This is a genomic window from Sphaerisporangium sp. NPDC005288, assembly GCF_040607475.1.
GTDB classification, from domain to species: domain Bacteria; phylum Actinomycetota; class Actinomycetes; order Streptosporangiales; family Streptosporangiaceae; genus Sphaerisporangium; species Sphaerisporangium rhizosphaerae.
This window is the reverse complement of sequence record NZ_JBEXGT010000018.1, coordinates 135,579-159,166: the sequence shown is the minus strand read 5'-3', so window position 1 is coordinate 159,166 and position 23,588 is coordinate 135,579. Positions and strand designations below refer to the sequence as shown.

Sequence of the window (23,588 nt, the reverse complement as noted above, 5' to 3'; positions counted from 1 at the left end):
GGCGGGAGAAGGGCCGGGTACGCGCGCCCGTACCCGGCCCTTTCCATGCCCGCGCCCGAGCCGGTCCCGGCGGCCGGCGGCGATGCGTACCTGCTGTCGCACTGGCGGCAGTACGACCCGTCCGGGTGGTCTCCCGAACGCGGCGAGGACACATCCGTCTCGCTCTCGGAGCTCAACCCGCACGTGCTGCCCCTCATGCAGAAGGCGGAGAGCGGGCGGGTCTATGAATCCGATGCTCCCCTGAGCATCGAGCTGAACGGCGTTCCGCCTTCGGCGGGCCATCTGACCCGGGCCGGTGCGGAGGTCGTGTCACACTTCACCCGCCATCCCAAGGACGCGCCTTCTGCGGAGGAGGTCGGCAAGGCCGCCGCCATGCCAGGTCGTGCGAGCGGATGCGTCATCACGTAGACGGAAATCGAGGCGATGCGTCATTACGTAGACGGATATATCGCTCCTGCGGGAGACTGTCGTGATTGATCATTGGCCGAGCGGGAGCGGCCGGCGTGGCCGCGACGGTCCGCTCCTGACGTGTTCAGCCGGGGGGCATCCCATGAGCCCGAGCCTCATGACCGGGACGGACCCGGGGCCGTTCAGACTGCGGCGCGACACCCGCGAGCTGCCGCAGGCGGTCGCGGCGCTGGCCGGGGCGCTGCCGGTACGGAGCCTCGCGGCCGTGCTCGCCGCCGCCAACCGCACCGCCGTCCGCAAGGGGGCCACGACGGCGTTCGGGTCGATGTCGCCCAAGCCCGCCGACTGGTACTGCTTCGAGCAGGGCGACAACGACACCCTCGACTGGTACCCGCAGGGGATCACCGGCAGTTCGGAGGCGGGCCGCAAGGACGCCCAGGTGTTCGCGGTGAGCTGGTACTGGAAGCCCGACGGCAAGGCGGCCGAGCGCGGGGTGCGCGTCTCCTTCCTCAGCACCGCCACCCGCAAGTACCGGCACGTCCTGCTCGTGGAGCCCGTCAGAGGGGCCGACTACAAGGCGATCAACATCCACGCGGGCGGCATGGCCTGGTACGGCGACCTGCTCTACGTCGCCGACACCGGCCGCGGGATCCGGGTCTTCGACACCCGGCACATCTACGAGGTGCAGGGCGACGACGACAAGATCGGCAAGCGTGGCGGCGCGTACCACGCCTTCGGCTACCGGTACGTGATGCCGCAGGTGGACGCCTGGAGCGGCACCGGCTCCGCCCGGTTCTCCTTCGCCGCCGTCGACCGGAGCGCGAGCCCGCACCTGCTCGTCTCCGGCGAGTATGTGGACCCCGCGCAGGAGCCCGGCACGACCGGACGGGTGGCGCGCTGGGAGCTGGACGCCGGCGCCGGTCTGGAGGCCGGGCCGGACGGGCTCGTGCCCGCCGCGCACGCCTTCACCCTCCCGGCGGCCAAGATCCAGGGCGCGCTGTCCCGCCAGGGACGCTGGTACCTCAGCCAGGCGGCCTCCTCGGTCAAGAACGGCTCGCTGCTGGTGGTCGCGGACGGGCAGCCGGCGCAGGTCCGCAAGTTCCCGATCGGCCCGGAGGACCTCACCTGCTGGAACGAGAAGGACCAGCTCTGGAGCCTCACCGAGTTCCGCGGCCGCCGCGTGCTGTTCGGCGTCCCCTTCTGACGGTGCCGGTGGAGGACGGCGCCTCCCGGCGGGCTCTGCGTCCGACGTCCGGCTGACCTGGAGCCCTCGACCGGATCCGCCGGCTGCGACCGCGATGCGCTCGTCCGCACCCATCGGACGTGGGCTCGCCGGCCCTTGCGGCGCTTTCAACCCGCTTGCCGGGCCGGCGTCAAGCGGTGGTCAATGGGACTGCAGGTGACCGGCCGTATCTCTTGAGTGCGAAAGACGCCCCGGGCGAGCCGGCCGGGGCGGCGGGACCCTCACACTCAAGGAGACAACGATGAAGCGCACCCTCCTCGGACTCGCCGTCGCCGCCGTCGCGGGCCTGTCGGTCACCGTCCCCGCGACCTCGGCCTCCGCCGCCACCGGCGACTTCGGCCCCGACACCTGCCGCGAGGGCTTCGTCTGGCGCGAGGCCCGCCCCGCGGACCACGTCTGCGTCACCGGAGGCATCCGCACCCAGACCCGCTCGGACAACGCCGCCGCCGCCGGGCGCTGGACCTCCGGCGCCTTCGGCGCGCACACCTGCGTCGACGGGTACGTCTGGCGGGAGGCGTTCAGCGGCGACGACGTGTGCGTCACCCCGGCGGTGCGCCGTCAGGCCGCCCTGGACAACGGGCAGGCCGCCGATCGCAAGGTCTCGGCCCGCCTGTGGATCAACCGGTACACCGTGCCGCCGCGCGACAACGGCGACGGCACCTCGACCTCCACCTCGGTCGACGACATCCCGCGCATCAAGATCAGCGGCGACCACTACAACTTCGGCCAGGTGCGCCTCTACCTGCGCTACAACACGGGACGCACCTTCTGGAGCGGCACCGTGACCGCGAGCTCCCACGGCGGCTTCGCGGGCGGCAGCTTCGGCAAGAAGACCGGCGCCTTCGACTGCTCGCGCGCCGGCAAGGCCGCCAACGGCTACGCCCAGGCCTACGACGTCCTGTCCGGCCGCTGGTCCCCCCGCGTCCCCGTCACGATCGGCTGCGCCGTCCTGTGACCCCGCCTCCGATGCGCAGTCTGATCGTGCGAGCCCCGAAGCGAAGCGCGAACCCCGGCCGCCCCTGCGGTCGGGGCGAAGCGCGACCCCGGCGGCGCCCTGGGGTATGGGGCGAAGCGCGACCCCGGCCGCACCCTGGGGCCGGGGCGTAGCGCGAACCCCGGCCGCACCCTGAGGGGCGACCCTGACTCGTCCCTGAACCACCCGCCGCGGGGTCCCGCGGCGGTGCGCGGAGATCTAGCCTGGGGTCATGGCTCGAATCCTTCTCCTCATCGCCGCCGTCATCATCGGCTTCATGCTGCTCGGCACCGTGATCAGCCTGGTCGCGGGCATCCTCAAGTGGGCGCTCATCATCGGCGTGGTCGTCCTCGCCTACATGGCCGTCTCCCGCCTCCTCCACTCCCGCCACTCGGCCTGACCCCGCACGGACGTCCCGGCCTCACGCACACACGGCCCGCGCGCGGACGCACGGCCCGGGCGGTGCGTCGTCCGCAGGGCGGGCCAGGGACGGGGGCGCCCGGCCGGTGCTCACCGCTCCGCGGGCGGCCGCAGGTCGGCGTACCTCGTGATCTGGACGGCCGGCACGATGACGGCCGCCATCTCGAGTAACGAGAAATGACGAGGGGGGCGGACGTCGCTCCCATGAACCATGGCCCGCGTCGCCGATCGCCCGGTGGTCATACCTGCCTGGCGACCTCTCGGGCATCACCGCCGCCGCGGACACGTGCGCCAGTGAGCGGTCAGGACGGGCGGCGGGGGCGGGAGCGGGAATCTGTGAGGAAGGTGTCCACGGCGTCGCGGGTGGTGCGGAGGGCCTCGTTGGAGACCTCGGAGGTGCGCTGGGCGACGCCGACGAACACGTAGTCGACGACCAGAAGCTGGCTGATCCTGCTGGCGAGCGCGCCGGGGCGGAAGGCCGTCTCGCGGCCGGCCGAGATCAGCACGTGGTCGCACCCCTCGGCCAGCGACGAGCGCGGGTTGTTGGTGATGGCCACCGTGGTCGCCCCCGCCTTGCGCGCCAGGCGCATCGGCTCCAGGACGTCGGGGGTCTCGCCGGTGCAGCTCACCCCGACCGCGACGTCGCCGGCCCTGAGCAGGACCGCGCTGGTCAGCGCCAGGTGGGCGTCGGTGAAGGCGTGGGAGGACAGGCCGATGCGCAGCAGTTTCTGCGCCATGTCGGTCGCGACCAGCCCCGAGGCGGCCACCCCGTAGACGTCGACGCGGCGCGCGCCGATGATGGCGTCGACCACCTCGCCGAGCCGTTCGGGGGACAGCTGGGCCGCGGTGTCCTCGATGGCCTCGCGTTCTGCCCGGGCGACCTTGGCGATCACGTCGGAAAGCGGGTCGTCGGGGGCGAGGTCGCCGGGAACGAGCCGGTCGGGGCCGTGACGGGTGGCGGCGGCCGCGGCCAGCGCCAGCCTGAGCTGGGCGTACCCCGAGAAGCCCAGCACCCGGGCGGTGCGCACGATGGTCGCCTCGCTGGTCGAGGAGGCCGCGCTGAGCTCGGTGATCGTGCTGCGGGCGACCGTCGCCGGATCGTCGAGGATGAGCCGCGCGATGATCTGCGCGGAGGGGGTCAGCGAGGGGAGCACGGCCCGCACCCGGGCGACCAGGTTCTCCGGGGTCGAGCGCTGCGGGTCGATCATGCGGTTCCTTTTCTGTTACCGACACATTACTCAATCCTGGTCGTGGCGAACCCCCAAGTTGGCGCCGTTTTGTGTCGTTCCACTCTTCGCCGGCCGTGGCGAACCGTGCGACGGCGTGGTTCTGTGTCGTTCCGGGCTTCAGCGGCCGGTGAGCCATTCCGCGGCGGCCAGCGACGAGACGCGGGAGTTGCCGTTGGTGGCCAGGTAGACCGCTCCCGCCGGGTGGCCGGGCAGGCCCGTCTCGACCACGACGGCGTCCGGGCGGCGCCGCAGGATCTCCGCCAGGCGGTCGCGCATCCACGCGTGCCGGTGGGCGTCGTGCGTGACCACCACCACAGGGGCCTGCTCGGGCTCGCGCAGCGGGGGAACCGCATCCCGGCCGGGCGTCAGGACGGCGCGCTCGGTGCCGGGCAGCAGCGCGGCCAGCGCCTCGCCCGGCCCGTACGGCAGGACGCCGCCGATCGCCTGGTGGGGGCGGGCGGTCATCTCGACCACCTGTGGCGGCCGGGTGAGGACGGGCCGGTCCGGCGAGGCGTCCCCGGCGGGGATCGTGACCCGCAGCGCCCGCCGGGCGGCGTCCAGGCCGAGCGCGGACACCCCGTAGTGAGGGTCGCGCCCGATCGTCCCCGGCTGGGCCGGTGCGCCGTGGGAGGCGTGGGAGGCGTGCCAGGCGGCGAGGGCGCGCACGCGGCCGGCCGCCTCCGCCAGCCGTGACTCGGGCAGGGCGCCCTCGTGGACCGCGCGGACGATGCCCTCGCGGAGGGCGGTGACGTTCTCGCCGCCGGGGGTGGAGGCGCCCACGCAGATCGCGTCGGCGCCCGCGGCGAGCGCGCGCACGGCGATCTCCGGCGGGGGAAGGAGGGCGGCGACGGCCTTCATCTCGATCGCGTCGGTCACCGTCACCCCCGTGAACCCCAGTTCCAGGCGCAGCAGACCGGTCAGGACGCGGCGGCTCAGCGTGGCGGGCAGGGCGGGGTCCAGGGCGGGGACCATGAGATGGCCGCACATCACGGCGCGCACCCCGGCGGCGATGGCGGCGCGGAAGGGCGGCAGGTCGCGGCGCTCCAGCAGGTCGCGGGAGGCGTGCACGGTGGGCAGCGCGAGATGGGAGTCGGTCACGGTGTCGCCGTGCCCGGGGAAGTGCTTGGCGCAGGCCGCGACGCCCGTGCTCTGCAGCCCGCTGACCCAGGCGGCCGAGTGCCGGGCGACCAGGCCGGCGTCGGCGCCGAAGGAGCGGATGCCGATGACGGGGTTGGCGGGATCGGCGTTGACGTCCACGTCCGGGGCGTAGTCCAGGGTGATCCCGGCCTCGGCGAGCAGCAGGCCGATCTCCCGCCCGGTCGCCTCGGTGGTGGCGGGGTCGTCCAGGACGCCGAGGGCGGCGTTGCCGGGCCAGGAGCTGCCGGTGGCGGCCTCGAGGCGGGTCACCGTGCCGCCTTCCTCGTCCACGGCCACGACGACCTGCGGATTCTCCTCGCGCAGCCGCCGGACTAGCCTGGGGGTGTCCTCGGAGATGTTGCGGGCGAACAGCACCACGCCGCCGAGCCCGCCGGCGAGGTGGCCGAGCAGCCAGCCGGGCGGGGTCGTGCCGTCGAACCCGGGCTGGAGCACCGTGGCGGCGAGGCGGTCGAGATCGGAACTGTGCGGCATGCGGGCTTCCGGTGGTCGGGGACCTGCTCCGCCACGGTTGTGGCGATGGACGGCTTTGCGCGTATCTTCTAGGAAGATTTCCTTCATTGGCTCCTGGTTAGGTCACGGCCTGATGACAACTTTCTTCAGATCCATTGATCCTCGGGAAGTTATCTGTCATCTTCGCGCCCGAGGCCGCGGTGGGCGGGCATGTCATGGTCGTCCGCGCGGCCTCACCACCGGAGTACGCCAGAGAGCACCTCAGGGAGCACCTCAGGGAGCGAGGTCCGCCCCTCCGTCGTCCGGGAGGGCGGCGTCGCCACGCCGACAGGAGGCCGCATGAACAGCCGTCCGCTGACCCGCAGGGCCGTACTCGGCGGCCTCGCCGCGGCCGCGTTGAGCCCCGTCGCCCTCGGCCAGGCCCAGGCGCGGGCCGCCGGCGCCGTCCCGCTCACCGGACCGCGCGGCTCCGGCGCCGCGCACGCTTCGCCCGGCGGCGCGGTGGACGGTCCCTCCGCGCGCCGGATGCGCGGCATGTGGATCGCCTCGGTCGTCAACATCAACTGGCCCTCCCGCACAGGGCTGACCGTGGAGCAGCAGAAGAGCGAGTTCGTCTCCTGGCTGGACTTCGCGCGCTCGCGGCGGCTCAATGCGGTGTTCGTGCAGGTGCGGCCGACCGCCGACGCGTTCTGGCCCTCCCGGTACGAGCCGTGGTCGCAGTACCTCACCGGCGTCCAGGGTCAGGACCCGGGCTACGACCCGCTCCGCTTCATGGTCCAAGCCGCCCACGAGCGCGGGCTCGCCTTCCACGCGTGGTTCAACCCCTACCGCGTCTCGATGCAGGCCGACCTCGAACAGCTCGTGCCCGACCACCCGGCGCGGCAGAACCCCGCCTGGCCCGTCGCCTACGGCGGCAAGCTGTACTACAACCCCGGACTGCCGGAGGTCCGCGCGTTCGTGCAGGACGCCATCATGGACGCGGTCGAGCGGTACGACATCGACGGGGTCCACTTCGACGACTACTTCTACCCCTACCCCGTCGCCGGCCAGGAGTTCGACGACGCCGAGGCCTACGCCGACCACGGGACCGGCTTCCCCGACAAGGCGGCCTGGCGGCGGCACAACGTCAACCTGCTGATCGAGGAGATGAGCGAGCGCGTCCGGGAGGCCAAGCCGGAGGTGCAGTGGGGGGTGAGCCCCTTCGGCATCTGGCGCAACGCCACGACCGACCCGCTCGGCTCGGCGACCTCCGGGTCCCAGTCCTACGACAGCCAGCACGCCGACACCCGCCTGTGGGTGAAGCGGGGCTGGCTGGACTACGTCGCCCCGCAGATCTACTGGAACATCGGCCTGCCGGTGGCCGACTACGCGGTGCTCGCCCCGTGGTGGTCGCAGGTGGTCTCCGGCACCGGGACACAGCTGTGGGTGGGGCAGGCCGCCTACAAGGTGGGCGTCGCCGGGCAGCCCGCCGCCTGGCAGGACCCGGCGGAGCTGTCGCGCCACCTGACCCTGAACCTGGACCACCCCGAGATCGGCGGCGACATCTACTACAGCGCGGGCGACCTGCGCGCCGACCGGCTCGGGTCCACCACGCGGCTGGTGGCCGACCACTACGCGCGCCCGGCGCTGCTTCCGGTGCTCCCGCGGCTCGCCTCCGGCCCCCGGCCCAGGACGCCCGTCCTCACCCAGGCCCGCACCGCCGCCGGCGGCGGCGTCGCCCTTTCCTTCGAGGCCGCAGGCCGGCCCGAACCCTGGCTGTACGCGGTCTACCGCTTCGACGAGGAGGACCCGGCCCCGGCGCCCACGGCCACGGGCGGCCCGGAGCCCACCGCCGCCGGGAGCCCGCCCGCGCCCGCGACGCGCGGCGCCGCCCATGCCGGTGTTGGCGGTCATGGCGGCCGTGACGGCTGCGACCCGGAGGAACTGGCGGCGCATCTCGTCGCGGTGGTGCCCGGCGGGCGCCGCGCCCAGTACACCGACCCCGCCGGCGGGCGCGGGTCGCACTACCGCGTCACCGCTCTCGACCGCGCCAACCGCCAGAGCCCGCCCAGCCCCGCCCGCCGCGCCCTCTGACCGGCGCCGCGACGGGCCAGGCCGCCATGAGGCGGCGGCGTACGGCCTCGGCTCCGCGCGGTGGTGGTTGAGGCCACGGGGAGGCGGCGGTGCTCGGCTCGGCCCTGCGCGGTGGTGGTTCAGGCCGCGAGGAGGCGGCGGTGCGCGGCTTCGGCCTGCGCGGCGGCGCCGGCGGGCAGGGCCGCGCGCAGCGCGAGCGCGGCCGCCCCGGCGGCGCCGTCGCGGGCCAGGACGACCGGACGGCCGAGCAGGGACCGCCGGACGCGTTCGGCGACCAGCGTGGGATGGGTCAGCAACGAGCCGGCCAGCACCACGGGCAGGCCGGGATCGCCCTCGCCGACCGCCGCCAGGGTGGCGACCAGGCGGCGGGCGGCGTCGTCCACGATGGCCAGCGCCACCTGGTCGCCCTCCCGGGCCGCCGCCTCCACGACCGGGCTCAGCCTGCCCAGCCGGGCCGGCTCCCCGTCGTACACCACCGCGATGATCGCCTGCGTGAGGGCCTCCCTCCGCAGGGCGTCCGCTTGGAGACCGTCCGCGCGGAGGCCGTCCGCTTGGATGGCGTCCGTGTGGAGGCCGTCCGTGTGGAGGCCGTCCGCTTGGAGGGCGTCGGCTTGGGGAGCGTCCGCGCACGGAGCCGGGGATGATCCGCCGGTTGGAGCCGGAGCCGGGGATGCCTCGCTGGTAGGAGCCGTGGCCGGGGAAGCTTCGCCGGTGGAAGCCGGCGCTCCGGGGCCGGCCGGTCGGGCCGTGGCGGCGTCCGCGTGCGGGGTCACCCCGGAGGCCGGCAGCGGTTCCCGGAGGGTCGGGACGATCAGCGAGGTGAGCACCGTGGGGCGGCCGCGGCCGTCGATGGCGGCCAGGGCGGCCTGCACGGCGCGGCGGCCGATCCAGACCCCCGACCCCTCGTCGCCGAGCAGCCAGCCGTAGCCGTCGCACCGGCGGACCATCCGGCGGTCCTCGACGTGGGCCGCCACCGCCCCCGTGCCCGCGATGATCACGTTGCCGCTGGGCGCCGGGGTCGCGCCGGCGAAGGCCACCAGGATGTCCGGGACGATGACCGGCCGGCCGGGCAGCCCGGCCCCGTGCCAGGCGTCCTGGCTGATGGCGTCCGCCTGCCTGCGGCCCGCCTCGCTCGCCCCGGCGAGCCCGAACACCCCGCCGGCGACGTCGCCCGGGCCGAACCGCGGGCCGATCTGGGACAGGGCCTCGGTGAGGGCGCGCGCGAGGTTGCCGCCCGGGTCGCGGGCGGAGCGCGGATTGGCCCCGCCGGCGCGGCCCCGGCCCACGATCTCGCCGCTGAACGTGGCGACCAGGCAGCGCGTGCTCGTCCCACCGCCGTCGACGCCGACCACCAGCGGCTCCGCCGATCGCATACGCCTCCCCGATGACGATCTCCCCGGCAGTATAGGCGCCCCACCTCGGCCGATCCGGCCCGCGGGTGCAGGGCCCCCGTCAGGCACCATGCTCCCGAGATCCCGTTCCGGGCTTTGGGCGTTCCCGGGGGCTGTGGTGCGGGGTGGGATGTGGCGGCACGCGGGGCGCGGGCTTCGACTTGCGTGGTCGCGGCCGGGACTCGTCTGTGGCGGGCCTTGGCGGCGGCCCGGATGTGGCAGGCTGCGTAGCCCAGGGAGCGTCTTCGGGGGAGCGGGATGGGGCGGCGCGTGGTCGGGACCGAGGAAGAGGCGAGCAGGACGGCCGGGGTCTCCGGGCGCGCCGCGCGGTGGGTCACCGAGATCTTCGCTCCGCAGGTGCTGGTGATCGCGCTGCCGCCGGTGGTCGGGCTGGTGTCCGACGGGCGCCCCGGGTTCTGGTGGGGCCTGGTCGCCTCGCTGCTGTGCGGAGGCGTCCCCGCGTCGGTGATCGCGCTCGGCGTCCGCGCCGGGCGGCTGGACTCCCGGCACATCGTGGACCGCTCGCGCCGGACGGTGCCGTTGCTGGTCGCCGTCGGCGCGGTGCTGGCGACGCTGGTGCTGCTGGCCGTCCTGGGCGCTCCGCGCCTGCTGGTGGCCACGGTGGGCGCGATGCTGGCCGGCCTCGCGGTGACGGTGCCGGTGACGTTGCGCTGGAAGATCTCCTTCCACGCCGCCGTCTCGGCGGGCACCGTGCTCGTGCTCGCCCGCGTCCTGCCGGCGGCGCCCACGCTCGCGGCCGGCGCGGCGGTCGTCGCGGTGGTGTGCTGGGCCCGTGTGCGACTGGCCCACCACACCGTCCCCCAGGTGGCCGCGGGCGCCCTGGCCGGAGCCGCCTCATCGGCGGCCGTCCTCGCCCTGTTCGGCGTCTGAGAGGGCGGCGGACCGCTGATCTCAGGGTGTGCGCAGGCAGCGGTTGTGACCTCAAGGGTGTGCGCGGGCAGCGGTTGTGAGGTCAACCGCCGCAGGAGCACGCGGGGTCGGGGGGATCGGCCCAGTGCAGGGCGATGTACGGCTCGGCCCGGCCGCAGTAGCGGACCCGTTCGCGGGTGACGCGGTAGCGCGCGCACGTCTCGGGCTCTTCGGGCGAGCGGCGCGGCATGGGGACGAACAGCACGCCGATGTCCTGGTCGATGTGGGTGAGCAGGCCGTGGCACGGACCGCCGAGGCAGATGGCGTTGCAGTCGTGGTCGCGGTCCCTCCGCTCGGCGCTCATGCCGGGTACGCGTGGGTCTCGGTGGCCTTCACCGACGCCCAGACCCGCTGCCCCGGGGCCAGGTCGAGCTCGGCGAGGGCGGCGGGCGTGATGTCGGCGAAGGCGGCGACCGGCCCCTGGAGGTGGACGCGGACGTTGTCGCCGTGCCGTTCGATGCCTTCGATGCGCCCCTCCCACAGGTTGCGCGGGCTGCCGTCGGGCCGGGAGCGGTAGAGCGCGACGGCCGCCGGCGGGAAGGCCACGAACACGGGCCCCTCCAGCCGTTCCGAGGTGCTGAACGGCAACGCGCCGACCATGACCCGGGCGCCGTCGGCCACACCGCGATGCAGGTTGAGCCCGACCAGCCGGGCGACGTAACCGGTGCGCGGGCGGCGGGCGACCTCGGCCGGGGTTCCCTGCTGGACGACCGCGCCGTCCTCGATGACGATCAGTCGGTCGGCCAGCACCATCGCCTCAAGCGGGTCGTGGGTGACAAGGACGGTGGCGCCGTCGAAGTCGGCCAGGTGGCGGCGGAGCCGGGAGCGGATCTCCAGCCGGGTGTGGGCGTCGAGCGCGGCCAGGGGCTCGTCCAGCAGGAGCAGCCGCGGCCGGACGGCGAGCGCGCGGGCCAGCGCCACCCGCTGGGCCTGGCCGCCGGACAACTGACGGGGCCGGGCGGCGGCCCGGTCGGCGAGACCGACGCGTTCCAGCAGCTCCGCGGCCACCCGGCGGGACTCGGCCTTGGAGGCGCCCTGGCAGCGCGGCCCGAAGGCGACGTTGTCCAGGGCCGACAGGTGCGGGAAGAGCAGGTAGTCCTGGAAGACCATGCCGATCGGCCGCTGGTCGGGGGGCAGCGCCTGCACCGGGGCGCCGTCCAGCAGGATACGGCCGCCGGTCAGGGCGATCAGCCCCGCCAGGGCGCGCAGGGCGGTGGTCTTGCCCGCGCCGTTCGGGCCGAGCAGCGCGACGACCTCTCCCGGCGCGACCTTCACCTCGATGTCCAGCGTGAACGCGGTCCTGGCGACCACGAGACGGGCTTCCAGCGTCATGGCGCGCTCACCCACCGGTCGCGCAGGCTCGCCAGGATGACGACCGAGACGGCCAGCAGGACCAGGCTGAGCACGATCGCCGCCTGCGGCTCGGTCTCCAGCGCCAGGTAGACGGCCAGCGGCATCGTCCGCGTCGTCCCGGGGAAGTTGCCCGCGAAGGTGATCGTCGCCCCGAACTCGCCCAGCGCCCGCGCCCAGCACAGCACCGCCCCCGCCACCACGCCGGGCATGATGAGCGGCAGCGTGACCCGGCGGAACACCCTCCACCGCGAGGCGCCCAGCGTGGCGGCGGCCTCCTCGAACCGCAGGTCGGCGGCGCGCAGCGCGCCCTCGACGCTGATGACCAGGAAGGGCATCGCGACGAACGCCTCGGCCACGACCACTCCCGCGGTGGTGAACGGCAGCGTGATCCCGAAGCTCGCCTCCAGCCACTGCCCGACCAGCCCGCGCCGCCCCAGCACCAGCAGCAGCGCCACGCCGCCGACGACCGGCGGCAGCACCAGCGGCACGGTGACCAGGGCACGGACCACGCGCCGGCCGGGGAAGTCCACGCGGGCCAGCAGCCAGGCCAGCGGCACGCCGAGCAGCAGGCACCCCGCGGTCGCGATCGTGGCGGTCACCAGCGACAGCCGCAGCGCCTCCAGCACGTTCGGCTCGCCCAGCCGTCGCGGCAGCGTGGCCCACGGAGCCCGCACCAGCAGCCCGGCGAGCGGCAGCACCAGGAACGCCAGCCCGGCCAGCGCGGGCGCCACCAGCACCCACGGCAGGCGGCCGGCGATGCCCTGACGGCTTCGGCCGCTCCGGTGGCTTCGGCGGCTCAGGCGGCTTCGAGGGGAGGTGCTCATGCGGGTCAGGGCGCCTCGAAGCCGGCCTTGGTCAGCACGTCCTTGCCCTGCGGCGACAGCACCAGGTCCACGAACTGCCCGGCCAGGTCACCGGCCGGAGCCTTGGCGAGGGTGGCGATCGGATAGTCGTTGATCGCCTTGTCCGCCTCCGGGAACTCGATGCCGTTCACCTTGCCCGCCGAGGCGATCACGTCGGTGCGGTAGACCAGCGCCGCGTCCACCTCGCCCAGTTCGACCTTGGTCAGCGTGGCCTTGACGTCCTGCTCCAGCGTGACGGGTTTGACCGTGAGCCCGGCGGCCTCCAGTGCCTTGGCCGCCGCGGCGCCGCACGGCACCTGCTCGGCGCACAGCGCGACCTTCACCTTGGGGTCGGTGAGGTCCTTCAGCCCTTCCACCTTGGCCGGGTTGGCGGCGGGCACGGCGATCTGCAGCTTGTTGCGCGCGAACGTCGTCGGGGAGCTCGCGAGCGAGGCGTCGGTGACGGTCTTCATCGTGGCCGGGCTCGCCGCGGCGAACACGTCGGCCGGGGCGCCCTGGGTGATCTGCTGGGCCAGGGTCGCGCTGGAGCCGAAGTTGAACCTCACGCTCGTCCCGGGGTGGGCGGCCTCGAAGGCCTTGCCCAGCTCGGTGAACGTGCCGGTCAGCGAGGCCGCCGCGAACACCGTCACCTCGGTGGCCGCACCGGCCGCGGAGGCCGGCCCGGCGGCCGGCGTCGTGGAGGCGGCCGGTTCGCCGGCACCGCACCCCAACAGCCCGAGTGCGAGCGCGACCGGCAGGGCCACGGCCCACGGGGCAAGACGACTGAACACCAAAGGGGCGCTCCTCACAGGCTGCCGGCGACACGCTCGTGGCCGGGGATCTCCACGACGACGTTGGTGGACTTGATCACGGCGACCGCCACCACCCCCACCGCCAGGCCGAGCTCGTCGGCGGCCTGGCGGCTCATCAGCGACACCACCCGGAACGGCCCCGCGGCGATCTCGACCTGCGCCATCACCGCGTCCTTGATCACCTCGGTCACGATGCCGCGGAAGCGATTACGCGCCGAGGAACGGCCGCCGTCGACCGTCTCGACCTGGGTGCGGGCGAACTCGGCCAGGTCGGCGCCGTTCAGCCGCCGGTGGCCGTTCTCGTCCCGCTCGGCTCTCAGCCGGCCCGCGTCCACCCATCGGCGGACGGTGTCGGAGCTGACCCCGAGCAACGCGGCGGCCTCGCTGATCCGGAACGTCGTCACAGACCCTCACCCTACCCCTCGCACATTCCACCGCCAATGCCCATCTTCTACCGCAATCGCGGCCTGATGCACGGCATTGTCATGGCATCCACGAAGGGGATCGGAGTCGTGCCCGGCTCCACGCGCCGGCCCCGGCCGGATCGGGTCCGGCCGGGGCCGGCGATCGCCTCCGCCTGGATCACCCGGGCTCCGCCTGGATCACCCGGGCTGCTCCGGGATCACCTGGGCTGCTCCGGGATCACCCGGCCTCCGCCGGGTGGTCCGCCGGAGGGGTGGCGTGGATCGCGGCGAAGGCCAGGAGGAGGGTGGCGGTCCGCGGCGGGTCCTCCAGGTTCGGGGAGTGCCCAAGGCCGGGCAGCAACACGACCTCCGCCCCCGGAACGGCGTGGTAGCCGGCCGCGGAGGACGACCGCCATCGGCGGTCGTCCGCACCGAAGATCACCAGCAGTGGCTTGCCGAGGGGCGCCAGCCGGTCGGGGAGCGCCCGCTGCTCCAGGTAGTCGCGAGTGCCTTGCATCGTCGCGGTGAGCGTGTGGTAGGTCATGAAGCGCACCTCGTCCAGCAGCTCCTGGGGGATCCGGTAGCCCGGGCGGCTGAAGCCGGTGCTCGCGAACCGGCGGATCAGCTCGTCGGTGGGCGGCCACTGCGAGGGGCTGATCGCGGCGGACTCCGACGCGATGAAGGCGTCCAGGCTCGGTCCGGTGTTGATGAGCGCGAGCGCGTCCACCAGGCCGGGTCGCTGTTCGGCGAGAGCGGTGGCCACCGCGCCGCCGCTGGAGTGGCCGATGACCACGACGCGCCCGGCGCCGAGCCGGTCCATCGCCACGCCCACCCGGTGGGCCTGGTCCGGGAGCGCGTAGCCGGGGCCGGCCGGCTTGGCCGACCGGCCGTGCCCCAGCAGGTCGATCCGGATGACGCGATGGGATGCGGCCAGCAGCGGGACCAGCGGGTCCCACGAGCGGGTCGAGGACGCCGACCCGTGGATGAGCAGGAGTGCGGGGGCGTCGCGGGGGCCGTCCTGGCACACGTGGATGTCGCCGTCGTCCAGGGACAGGATTGAACTCTCGGTGGTCTCGGCGCCGCCGTTCGCGTGCGGTCCGCCGTCAGAGATGGTCATGAGGCGATCGTCGCGCCGGTGCGCGCCGGTGGATTGGACGAATGTTCCCCTCGGCCGTCCGGCCATAGCATGGGGCGGTGCGGACGTTCGTGCACGGTGCGGCTGTGTGGGACGTCGCGTGCCCGCGGGGTCCCAGCCGGGTGGCCGGTGTCACCATGGCCGGGTTCCGCGTCGGTGACCTGGACGCGCTCCGGATGGTCCCGCACCCGGCCGTGACACTGCTCGTGGAGTTCGGCGCCGGTTCGCCCGTCGTGGACTACGCCGCCGGGCGGCGGGAGCGGGGAAGCGTCGCCGCCGGGCCCGGGCTCGGGTCCGGCGGCGCTGTCTGGGCGCGGGGCGTGAACCTCGAGTGCGTGCAGGTGCGCCTGTCCCCGGTGATCGCGCGCGCGGTTCTGGGCCTCCCTCCCGCCGACCTCGACGGCGCTGTGGTGGCCCTGGGCGACCTGTGGGGCCGGGAGGCCGCACGGCTGCGTGAGCGGCTGGCCGAGGCCTCCTCCTGGGAGGATCGCTTCGCGCTGACCGAGGCGCTGCTCGCCCGGCGGCGTGCGGCGGGGCGGGCCGTGGACCCGGAGGTGGCCTGGGCCTGGCGCCGCATCGTCGCCGGCCGCGGCCTGGTCCGGGTCGACGGGCTGGCGGCCGAGCTCGGCTGGAGCCGCAAGCGCCTGTGGTCCCGGTTCCGCTCGCAGATCGGCCTGCCGCCCAAGCGCGCCGCGAAGCTGGTCCGCTTCGACCACGCCGCCCACCGCCTGGCCGCGGGACAGGACGCGGCCGGCGTCGCGGCCGACGGCGGCTACACCGACCAGTCGCACCTGCATCGCGACGTCGTGGCGTTCACCGGAGTGACGCCCGGGGCCGTGGCCGGCGAGCGGTTCCTCGCGGTCGACGACCTCGCCTGGCCCGGCCGTGCGACGCCCGCGCCAGACCCACGCCGCTGAGCCGCCCGGCACCAGTCCGCCCGGCACGTCCGGCACCGGCCCGCCCGGCATGGCGGGCATGGCCGGCATGGCCGGTCAGGGCTTGCGGGCCACGGCGCAGAACTGGGAGACCTCCTGCTGGGCGTCGAAGTCGTCGGGCTCGGGGCGCCACCGGGAGCAGGAGACCACGCCGGGCGAAAGCACCTCCAGCCCTTCGAGGAACCCGGCCAGCTCCTCCGGGTCGCGCAGGGTCATCGGCGCAGAGCCGCCCTCGTTCCAGCGCCGCACCGCCTCGATCATCGCCTCGCCGTGCACCCGCGCCGTCGGATGGGCGATGACCAGGTGGCTGCCGGACGCCAGGCCGGCCATCAGCCGGTCCACGACCGACCTGGCCTGCCCGGTGTCGACGATGAAGTTGAGGCTGCCCAGCAGCATCAGCGCGACCGGACGGGCGAGGTCGAGGGTGGCGGCGGCCCGCTCCAGGATCGTCTCCGGCTCGTTGAGGTCGGCCTCGAGGTAGTCGGTGGCCCCCTCAGGGGCGCCCACGAGCAGCGCCCGGGCGTGGGTCAGCACGATCGGGTCGTTGTCGACGTACACGACGCGGCAGCGGGGGTCGATCGCCTGGGCGACCTCGTGGGTGTTGTCGGCCGTCGGCAGCCCGGTGCCGATGTCGAGGAACTGGCGGATGCCGGCCTCGCCGACCAGGTGGCGCACGGCCCTGCCGAGGAAGGCGCGGTCGGCGCGCGCGGAGTCCACCAGGGCGGGCATCACCGCGAGGATCTGCTCGCCCATCAGGCGGTCGGCGGCGAAGTTGTCCTTGCCGCCCAGCCAGTAGTTCCAGACGCGCGCGGAGTGCGCCACCGTGGGGTCGATCTTGGCGTGCGGCACCGGCGCCTTGTCGGGGGAGGACGCCTCGTCAGGGGAGGACGCTTCGTCGCTCATGGGGAACGCACCTGCTCCACCTGGCGTGGACCGATCTTCACCTCGCCAGCGTAGCGTCCGTATTGCCGGCCAAGTGAGAATTCGGACACTGTTCATATCGCCGATACCGGGCCGAAACCAGGCCGGGAGCGGACCGCGAAGAGCCGGTCAGGGTGAGGCGGGGGAGACGCGCTGCCACTGCGGGTCCCGGTACAGCACCACGGACGGCCCGCGCAGCATCTCGTCCGGCGCGGACAGCATGACCAGCTCGCCCGCCGCCTCCATCTCGCGCAGCAGGTCGCGCACGCGCGGGCCGACGGGCAGGCGGCCGAGGGGCAGGCCGAGCGTGAGACGCGTGGCGTCCGCCACCTCCGAGAGCCGGAACGGGCCGGGGAAGCCGTCGACCAGCCCGCGGACCAGGTCCAGCGTGATCACCTGCTCGGCCTCGCCGTGCGCGACCTCCCACACGAGCTGGACGTTGCGGCGGCCGGTGGCGGCGCAGGCGGCGCAGCGCCGCACGAAACCGGGCACGATCTCCTCGTCGGCCGAGCCCAGGCACACCGTGCACTGGCCGGTCTCCGAGGCGTGCAGTTCGGCGGCCGCCCGGTTGGGCAGGGGAGTGCCGCACGAGCATCGGAACGTGCGGAAGGCGCGCCCCTCGACCAGGGCGCGATCGTCGGCGTTCTCGGGGATCTCGTCCCACTGTGCGGTGATCGTATGCGTGGTCATCTCCCGTGACTCTACCGAGCCGTTCCGGCGCGTGGTCCCGGACGGCCGGGTTCGGCGTGACGGCGTGCCAGGAGGCGGGCGTGGCCCCTGGTGGGGGTGCGTTTCACGCGGCGCGCGGCGCGAACCCCGGGTGGAGGCACCGCCTCCGGGGACATGCTTTTATTGATTCATGTCAAACCCGGCGATTCTGACCGTCGATGACGATCCGGGCGTCTCCCGGTCGGTGGCCCGAGACGTCCGCCGCCGCTACGGCGACCGCTACCGCGTCGTGCGCGCCGACTCCGGCCAGGCGGCCCTGGAGGCGCTCCGCGAGATCAAGCTGCGCGGCGAACAGGTCGCCGTCATGCTCGCGGACTACCGGATGCCGCAGATGAACGGCATCCAGTTCCTCGAGGCCGCGATGGACATCTTCCCGCGCGCCCGGCGTGTCCTGCTCACCGCCTACGCCGACACCGACGCGGCGATCGACGCGATCAACATCGTCGACCTGGACCACTACCTGCTCAAGCCGTGGAACCCACCGGAGGAGAAGCTCTACCCGGTGGTGGACGCGCTCCTGGACGCCTGGCTCGCCGCGCCGGACGAGACGATCACCGAGACCCGCGTCGTCGGGCACCGGTGGTCGGCGCCGTCCTTCGCGGTCCGCGACTTCCTCGCCCGCAACCTGGTGCCCTACCGCTGGCTGCAGTCCGACGAGCCCGAGGGCTGCCGGCTGCTGTCGGCGGCCGGGCTGACCGGCGACGACGTGCCGCTGGTGGTCACCCCGGACGGCACCTCGCTGGTCAAGCCCAGCGAGGCCGACCTGGCGGCCCACGTCGGGCTCACCACCACGCCCACCGAGGACTTCTACGACCTGGTCGTCGTCGGCGCCGGCCCCGCCGGGCTCGGCGCGGCGGTGTACGGCGCCTCCGAGGGGCTGCGCACCCTTCTGCTGGAGCAGCGCGCCACCGGCGGGCAGGCGGGGCAGAGCAGCCGCATCGAGAACTACCTGGGCTTCCCCGACGGGGTGTCGGGCGCCCAGCTCACCGACCGCGCCAGGCGGCAGGCGCAGCGCTTCGGCGCCGAGATCCTGACCACCCGCGAGGTCGTCGGCCTGGAGGCCGGCGGCACGACCAAGCTGCTGCGCTTCGGCGACGGCAGCCTCATCGCCGCCCACACGGTCGTCCTGGCCACCGGGGTGTCCTACCGCCTGCTGGACGCGCCCGGCCTGGCCGAGCTGACCGGCCGGGGCGTCTTCTACGGCTCGGCCGCCACCGAGGCCCCGAGCTGCTCCGGCCAGGAGATCTACATCGTCGGCGGCGCCAACTCCGCCGGCCAGGCCGCCGTGCACTTCTCCCGGTACGCCAAGCGCGTGCACATGCTGATCAGGTCCGGCGACCTGCGGCGGTCGATGTCGCAGTACCTGATCGACCAGATCGCCGAGATCGACAACATCGAGGTGCACCCGCACTGCCAGGTGATCGGCGGCGAGGGCCGCGAGCACCTGGAGCGGCTGATCGTCTGCGACCCGCGCTCGGGGCAGGACCGGACGTTCGACACCTCGTGGCTGTTCGTCTTCATCGGCGCCGAGCCGCGCACCGACTGGCTGGACAAGTCGGTCGTCCGTGACGAGCGGGGCTTCGTGGTCACCGGTACCGACCTGCTCGCCGACGGCCACAGGCCGCCCGGCTGGACGCTGCCCCGCGACCCCTACCACCTGGAGACCAGCATGCCGGGCGTCTTCGCCGCGGGAGACGTGCGCGCCGACTCGGTCAAGCGCGTCGCCTCCGCCGTGGGCGAGGGCGCCATGGCGGTGTCACTGATCCACCGCTACCTGGAGACCCAATGAGCGAACCGGCCACGGAGACCGGATGCGGCGTCAGGGGCGACGAGCGCCTGACCCCCGGCGAACTACGCACCCTGTTCCTGTTCGAATCGCTGGACGAGGCCCAGCTCGCCCGGTTCGCCGAGCACGGCCGGGTGGAGCGCTACCCGGCCGCCGCCCGGGTCTACGAGGAGGGCAGCCCGGCGACCTGCTTCTACGTCCTGCTCAGCGGCACGATCGCGCTGTCGCGCCGCGTCCAGGGCGACGAGGTCGAGCTCAACCGCACCGAGCAGCGGGGCGTCTACGCGGGCGCCACCCAGGCCTACCTGGCCGAGCGCGAGGGGCAGGTGTACCCCCACAGCATGCTCGCCATCAGCGACGTCGAGATGTTCTCGCTGCCCGCCGACGTGCTGGCCACCGCGCTGCGCGAGTGGTTCCCGATGGCGACGCACCTGCTGGAGGGCATGTTCCTCGGCCTGCGCGCCAGCCAGACCATCGTCGGCGAGCGCGAGCGGCTGCTGGCGCTGGGCTCGCTGTCGGCCGGGCTGACCCACGAGCTGAACAACCCGGCCGCCGCGGCGGTGCGGGCCACCGCGGTGCTGCGCGAGCGGGTCGCCCACATGCGCCACAAGCTCGCCATGATCGCCGACGGCCGGCTGGACGGCAGCCGCCTGCACGAGCTCGTCGAGCTGCAGGAGGAGGCCGTCAAGCGCGCCGCGGGCGCGGCGCCGCTGTCGGCGATGGCCACCGCCGACGCCGAGGACGAGCTGAGCGACTGGCTCGACGACCACGACATCGCCGGAGGCTGGGAGCTGGCCTCGACGCTGGTGGCCGGCGGCATCGACGCGGAGTGGCTCGAGCGCATCAGCGGCGCCGTCGGCGGGGAGAACCTCGAGGCCGCCGTCCGGTGGCTGACCTACACGGTCGAGACCGAGCAGCTGATGTGCGAGATCGCCGAGGCGGTGACCCGCATGTCCACGCTGGTCGCCGCCGCCAAGCAGTACTCCCAGCTCGACCGGGCCCCCTACCAGACGGTCGACGTGCACGACCTGCTCGGCGCGACGCTGACCATGATGCAGGCGAAGATCCCCGAAGGCGTCCGCGTCGTCAAGGAGTACGACCGCACCGTCCCGCTCATCCCCGCCTACGCCGCCGAGCTCAACCAGGTGTGGACCAACCTCATCGACAACGCGTTCTCGGCGATGAGGGAGGAGGGCGGCACCCTCACGGTGCGAACCGGGCACGACACGGAGCGGGTCTTCGTCGAGATCGGCGACAGCGGGCCGGGCATCCCCGCCGAGATCCGGCCGCGCATCTTCGAGCCGTTCTTCACCACCAAGCCGGTCGGCGAGGGCACCGGTCTCGGCTTGGACATCTCCTACCGCATCATCGTCAACAAGCACCACGGGGACATCAAGGTGGAGTCCCACCCCGGCGACACGCGCTTTCGCGTGCTGCTCCCCATCACCCCCGCCTGAGCCATCACCCCTGTCTGAGCCGCGCCAACGCGAGGACACCTCCAGGAACCGGTCACCATGGTGACCGGTTCCTGACATTCTGTCATCGCTTTCGTCGTGGCGAGCGGTCCGGCGACGCACGATACTGCGAGCACCACTCGAGAAGAAGGCCGGGCCACACGCTGTGAACCGCTCCGACCCATCGACGGTGTCCACCCCCGCGACCTCCGCGACCGAACCGTCTCCGAGCCGGCTGAGCCGGCTCGTCCGCAGCCCGCTGACCTGGAGCGCCGGCGTGCTCGGCGCCGTCGCCGGAGCGCTGCTCATCGCCTGGCTCCCCGGAGGCGGCCACGACCTGGTCGACCGCGTCACCGCATCGGACCCGCTGCGCCTGCCCTACGTCGAGGAGGACCAGCAAGGCGACATCGCGCTCGAACGGCCGGTCGAGGATCCCGAGGACCGCGCCACGCTGCTCACCGAACCCGAGAAGCTGCCCGCCCTGGTCCACGAGTACGGTGGCGGGCCGGTCGGGCGGCTGGACGTCGTCCTGGTCGCCGAGGGCGGCCGGGGGCTGGTGCGCGTGGTCGACATCAGGCCCCGCGTCGCGCGGACCCTCCCCGTGCTCACCGGCTCCTACCTCCGGCCGGACAGCGGCGGCGAGCCGGAGGTCATCCACGTCGTCTCCGACCTCGACGCCGCCGACCGGCGGCCGCGCGTCCCCGGCAAGGCCGGGACCCTCTACTTCACCGGCAAGCAGATCGAGCTGAAACGCGGCGAGCAGGAGACGCTCCGCCTGAGCTTCACCGCACGGGACGCCGCCTACGAGTTCGACCTGCTGGCCACCGTCGTCGCCGACGGCCGCACCTACCAGCAGGTCATCCGGCGGCCGGACGGCGGGATGTTCCGCGTCACCGGCGCGGCCGCCGACCACCGCGCCTACCGGCGGATCTACACCGGCGGCACGTCCACCTGGCACCTCGCCGGTCGCGCGGCGAAATGCGAAATCTTCCCCCGCTCCAAGGGATGTTGACCCGCGCGGCCCCCGCCCGCCACCCCGCCGCTCGTGCGAAAGAACGCCGGACGGTGCGCGCCGTGCTCACCGGGTTCGCCGTCTCGGCGCTGCTGGCCCTGACCACGGGCGGCGCCGGGCCCGCCGGCCCGCTCCGTCCCGGCGGGAAGGCGGGGACGGCGCTGCCCGCCCGGCTCGCCGCCGTGTGGTCGGCCCCCGCCGACGTGCATCCCGAGGTGTACCAGACCGGACCGTACGCCTTCACCGGCGACACCGCGGTCCTGCCCGGCGCAGGGGGAAGCGGCGTGGAACTGCACGACCCGCGGACCGGGGCGGTCAGGGGCGCCGTCCCCGCACTCCCCGGGTACGTGATCACCGACGTCGGCTTCTCGGCGGGCCTGCTGATCCTCGGCCACCAGGCCGCCGGCCGGCGGGGCGACCGCTTCATCGCCGGATACGACCCGCGCACCGGCGCACCACGGTGGCGGACCGCGATCCCCGCCTCGCCGGCGGGCGCTCCCCACGCCAGTGTGTCCGGCGCCACGACGATGATCACGCCGGGCGCGGTGGTCGTGCTGTCCACCGACCGCCGTGACCTCACGGGGTTCGCCTCCTCGACCGGCCGGAGCCTGTGGCGGCGTCCGCTGGAGCCCGGGTGCTCGGCCCAGATCGACTCCGGCGCCGTCGTGGCGATCATGCGCGGCTGCGACGGGAAGCCCGCCGAGGTGACCGCCCTGGACCCGGCCACCGGACTGACCCTCTGGCGGCGCGAGGTCCCCCGGGGCGGCGGCTCGGAGGGAAGCTCGCTGGTCACGGCCGCCGACGGGACGATGTTCGTGGCCGCGAACGGCTCCTCCTTCTTCGCCGCGCCCGACGGGCGCTGGTCGGGCGAGTTGCACGCCGAGACGACCAGCACGTTCGGCGCGTACGGGGACGTGGTCGCCGTGGGCTCCACCGAGGGCCGCGGGGAGCGGGCGGTGGCCGTGCTGCGAGGCATCGGCCGCGCGAGCGGGAAGGTCCTGTGGACCAGACGAGACACTCCCGCCTTCAACCTCGGCTACCGTGACGTCATGCTGGCCGGAGAGGGTCTGTTCGCCGGCCAGACGAACTGGCCCCGTGTCCCCGGCGGCTGGCCCCTGCCGTACTTCGTCACGGTGGTCGATCCACGCGACGGGACCACCCGCAGCCTGCCCGTGCCCGCCGGCGACAACGGCACGGAGCTGATCGGCCTGTCCGGCGACGTCCTGTTCGTCCGCCACGAGACTCCCACCGGCCCCCGGGTCACCGCCTACCGCCCCGACCCGGCCCCATCACTCCCAGGCCCGGCGGAGGTCCCCGCGTCCGCGCCGTCACCTCCTGGCCGAGCGGGAGTCTCCGCGTCCGCGCCGTCACACCCCGGCCGGGGGGAGGTCCCCGCGTCCGCGCCGGGACCGGCCGAACTGGGCGGGGTCTCCCCGTCGTCCTGGCCGGACGCGTGCTCGCTGGTCTCACCGGGCGACCTCACGGCGCTGGGCCGGGGATACCGGGCCTACCCGCGCGAACGCCGCCTGGGCGAGGTCGTCTTCCCCCACCCGGTGGTCTGCGACCTGGTCGCGCCCACCGACCGGCGGCCCCCGGTGTCGCTGAGCGTCCAGTGGGTGGCCGCGTCCGTGCGGGAGGCGATGACGCTGTTCGACGACGCGCTGGCCGGGCAGCGCGCGGACCAGTGGCCGGTGAAGCGGCTCGCGCCGGGCCTCTACCAGGTTGCCGGGCCGTCCATCCAACTGACCCCGGACACCGCGCTCATTCGGTGGGGCCCGGTCATCGCCCGGCTGACCGTCCACGGTGACGTGCCCGGGATGAAGAAGATCGCCCCCATCGTCCTGGCGAACATGCGGGCACGCCTGCGCCCGTGAGCGGACGGCCCGTCGCGCCGGCGGGCCGCCCGGCCACGGCGCCGTGGCCGAGACGA

22 protein-coding genes are annotated in these 23,588 nt (G+C 74.1%); 11 read left to right on the top strand and 11 right to left on the bottom strand.

Going from position 1 to position 23,588, the window contains the following annotated elements:
• Positions 1-45 precede the first annotated feature (45 nt).
• The 4 genes from ABZU32_RS18980 to ABZU32_RS18965 all read left to right on the top strand — a co-directional run bounded on the left by ABZU32_RS18980 (position 46) and on the right by ABZU32_RS18965 (position 3,024).
• Positions 46-408 (top strand): hypothetical protein, encoded by a 363-nt coding sequence (locus tag ABZU32_RS18980; RefSeq protein WP_354923804.1) that lies wholly within the window; start codon positions 46-48, stop codon positions 406-408.
• Between the two features lie 142 nt (positions 409-550).
• Positions 551-1,612 (top strand): hypothetical protein, encoded by a 1,062-nt coding sequence (locus ABZU32_RS18975; protein WP_354923802.1) that lies wholly within the window; start codon positions 551-553, stop codon positions 1,610-1,612.
• Positions 1,613-1,892: 280 nt separating this feature from the next.
• The gene (locus ABZU32_RS18970) at positions 1,893-2,606 is read left to right on the top strand and encodes a hypothetical protein (RefSeq protein WP_354847588.1); all 714 of its coding nucleotides are present in this window, start codon (positions 1,893-1,895) and stop codon (positions 2,604-2,606) included.
• A 250-nt stretch (positions 2,607-2,856) separates the two neighbouring features.
• A complete protein-coding gene (locus ABZU32_RS18965; RefSeq protein ID WP_354847591.1) occupies positions 2,857-3,024 on the top strand; it encodes a hypothetical protein in 168 nt (55 codons plus the stop codon).
• 322 nt (positions 3,025-3,346) lie between these two features.
• Here ABZU32_RS18965 and ABZU32_RS18960 read toward each other — a convergent pair whose 3' ends face one another.
• On the bottom strand, positions 3,347-4,252 hold the full coding sequence (locus ABZU32_RS18960) for a MurR/RpiR family transcriptional regulator (protein WP_354923800.1): 906 nt from the start codon (positions 4,250-4,252) through the stop codon (positions 3,347-3,349).
• Positions 4,253-4,390: 138 nt separating this feature from the next.
• Positions 4,391-5,902: a glycoside hydrolase family 3 N-terminal domain-containing protein gene (locus ABZU32_RS18955; protein WP_354923798.1), complete on the bottom strand. Its 1,512-nt coding sequence runs from the start codon at positions 5,900-5,902 to the stop codon at positions 4,391-4,393.
• Positions 5,903-6,220: 318 nt separating this feature from the next.
• Between ABZU32_RS18955 and ABZU32_RS18950 the strand changes: the two genes are divergently transcribed.
• On the top strand, positions 6,221-7,954 hold the full coding sequence (locus ABZU32_RS18950; protein WP_354923797.1) for a family 10 glycosylhydrolase: 1,734 nt from the start codon (positions 6,221-6,223) through the stop codon (positions 7,952-7,954).
• 119 nt (positions 7,955-8,073) lie between these two features.
• On the opposite strand, the gene ABZU32_RS18945 is transcribed toward ABZU32_RS18950, so the two are convergent.
• The gene (locus ABZU32_RS18945) at positions 8,074-9,327 is read right to left on the bottom strand and encodes a BadF/BadG/BcrA/BcrD ATPase family protein (protein ID WP_354923795.1); all 1,254 of its coding nucleotides are present in this window, start codon (positions 9,325-9,327) and stop codon (positions 8,074-8,076) included.
• A gap of 288 nt (positions 9,328-9,615) precedes the next feature.
• On the opposite strand from ABZU32_RS18945, the gene ABZU32_RS18940 reads away from it, so the two are divergent.
• The gene (locus tag ABZU32_RS18940; protein ID WP_354923793.1) at positions 9,616-10,236 is read left to right on the top strand and encodes a hypothetical protein; all 621 of its coding nucleotides are present in this window, start codon (positions 9,616-9,618) and stop codon (positions 10,234-10,236) included.
• 82 nt (positions 10,237-10,318) lie between these two features.
• On the opposite strand, the gene ABZU32_RS18935 is transcribed toward ABZU32_RS18940, so the two are convergent.
• From ABZU32_RS18935 to ABZU32_RS18910, 6 genes are all read right to left on the bottom strand, one after another.
• Entirely contained in the window at positions 10,319-10,579 is a 261-nt protein-coding gene (locus ABZU32_RS18935) for a hypothetical protein (protein ID WP_354923791.1), read from the bottom strand.
• A complete protein-coding gene (locus ABZU32_RS18930; protein WP_354923789.1) occupies positions 10,576-11,607 on the bottom strand; it encodes an ABC transporter ATP-binding protein in 1,032 nt (343 codons plus the stop codon). Before ABZU32_RS18930 ends, ABZU32_RS18935 begins: the two co-directional genes overlap by 4 nt.
• On the bottom strand, positions 11,604-12,452 hold the full coding sequence (locus ABZU32_RS18925; RefSeq protein WP_354923787.1) for an ABC transporter permease: 849 nt from the start codon (positions 12,450-12,452) through the stop codon (positions 11,604-11,606). The genes ABZU32_RS18930 and ABZU32_RS18925 overlap by 4 nt, the downstream gene beginning before the upstream one ends.
• A 5-nt stretch (positions 12,453-12,457) precedes the next feature.
• Positions 12,458-13,264: a molybdate ABC transporter substrate-binding protein gene (modA, locus tag ABZU32_RS18920; RefSeq protein ID WP_354923785.1), complete on the bottom strand. Its 807-nt coding sequence runs from the start codon at positions 13,262-13,264 to the stop codon at positions 12,458-12,460.
• A gap of 11 nt (positions 13,265-13,275) precedes the next feature.
• Positions 13,276-13,686: a helix-turn-helix transcriptional regulator gene (locus tag ABZU32_RS18915; RefSeq protein ID WP_354847616.1), complete on the bottom strand. Its 411-nt coding sequence runs from the start codon at positions 13,684-13,686 to the stop codon at positions 13,276-13,278.
• A 238-nt stretch (positions 13,687-13,924) separates the two neighbouring features.
• The gene (locus ABZU32_RS18910; protein ID WP_354923783.1) at positions 13,925-14,803 is read right to left on the bottom strand and encodes an alpha/beta fold hydrolase; all 879 of its coding nucleotides are present in this window, start codon (positions 14,801-14,803) and stop codon (positions 13,925-13,927) included.
• Positions 14,804-14,880: 77 nt separating this feature from the next.
• On the opposite strand from ABZU32_RS18910, the gene ABZU32_RS18905 reads away from it, so the two are divergent.
• Positions 14,881-15,738, top strand: coding sequence for a helix-turn-helix domain-containing protein (locus tag ABZU32_RS18905; protein ID WP_354923781.1), 858 nt, complete (start codon positions 14,881-14,883; stop codon positions 15,736-15,738).
• Between the two features lie 75 nt (positions 15,739-15,813).
• Here ABZU32_RS18905 and ABZU32_RS18900 read toward each other — a convergent pair whose 3' ends face one another.
• Positions 15,814-16,659, bottom strand: coding sequence for an SAM-dependent methyltransferase (locus ABZU32_RS18900; RefSeq protein ID WP_354923780.1), 846 nt, complete (start codon positions 16,657-16,659; stop codon positions 15,814-15,816).
• 147 nt (positions 16,660-16,806) lie between these two features.
• Positions 16,807-17,367, bottom strand: a complete 561-nt coding sequence (locus ABZU32_RS18895) for a hypothetical protein (RefSeq protein WP_354923779.1) — start codon at positions 17,365-17,367, stop codon at positions 16,807-16,809.
• A 169-nt stretch (positions 17,368-17,536) separates the two neighbouring features.
• On the opposite strand from ABZU32_RS18895, the gene ABZU32_RS18890 reads away from it, so the two are divergent.
• The 4 genes from ABZU32_RS18890 (at position 17,537) to ABZU32_RS18875 (ending at position 23,532) form a co-directional block, all read left to right on the top strand.
• Positions 17,537-19,195 carry an FAD-dependent oxidoreductase gene (locus ABZU32_RS18890; RefSeq protein WP_354847631.1) on the top strand — a complete coding sequence of 553 codons (1,659 nt, stop codon included), beginning with the start codon at positions 17,537-17,539 and terminating at the stop codon, positions 19,193-19,195.
• Entirely contained in the window at positions 19,192-20,649 is a 1,458-nt protein-coding gene (locus tag ABZU32_RS18885) for an ATP-binding protein (protein WP_354923777.1), read from the top strand. The genes ABZU32_RS18890 and ABZU32_RS18885 overlap by 4 nt, the downstream gene beginning before the upstream one ends.
• A 187-nt stretch (positions 20,650-20,836) precedes the next feature.
• Positions 20,837-21,658, top strand: a complete 822-nt coding sequence (locus ABZU32_RS18880) for a hypothetical protein (RefSeq protein WP_354923776.1) — start codon at positions 20,837-20,839, stop codon at positions 21,656-21,658.
• Complete coding sequence (locus ABZU32_RS18875; protein WP_354923775.1) at positions 21,652-23,532, top strand: PQQ-binding-like beta-propeller repeat protein; 1,881 nt, start codon at positions 21,652-21,654, stop codon at positions 23,530-23,532. The genes ABZU32_RS18880 and ABZU32_RS18875 overlap by 7 nt, the downstream gene beginning before the upstream one ends.
• The last annotated feature ends 56 nt before the right edge of the window (positions 23,533-23,588 follow it).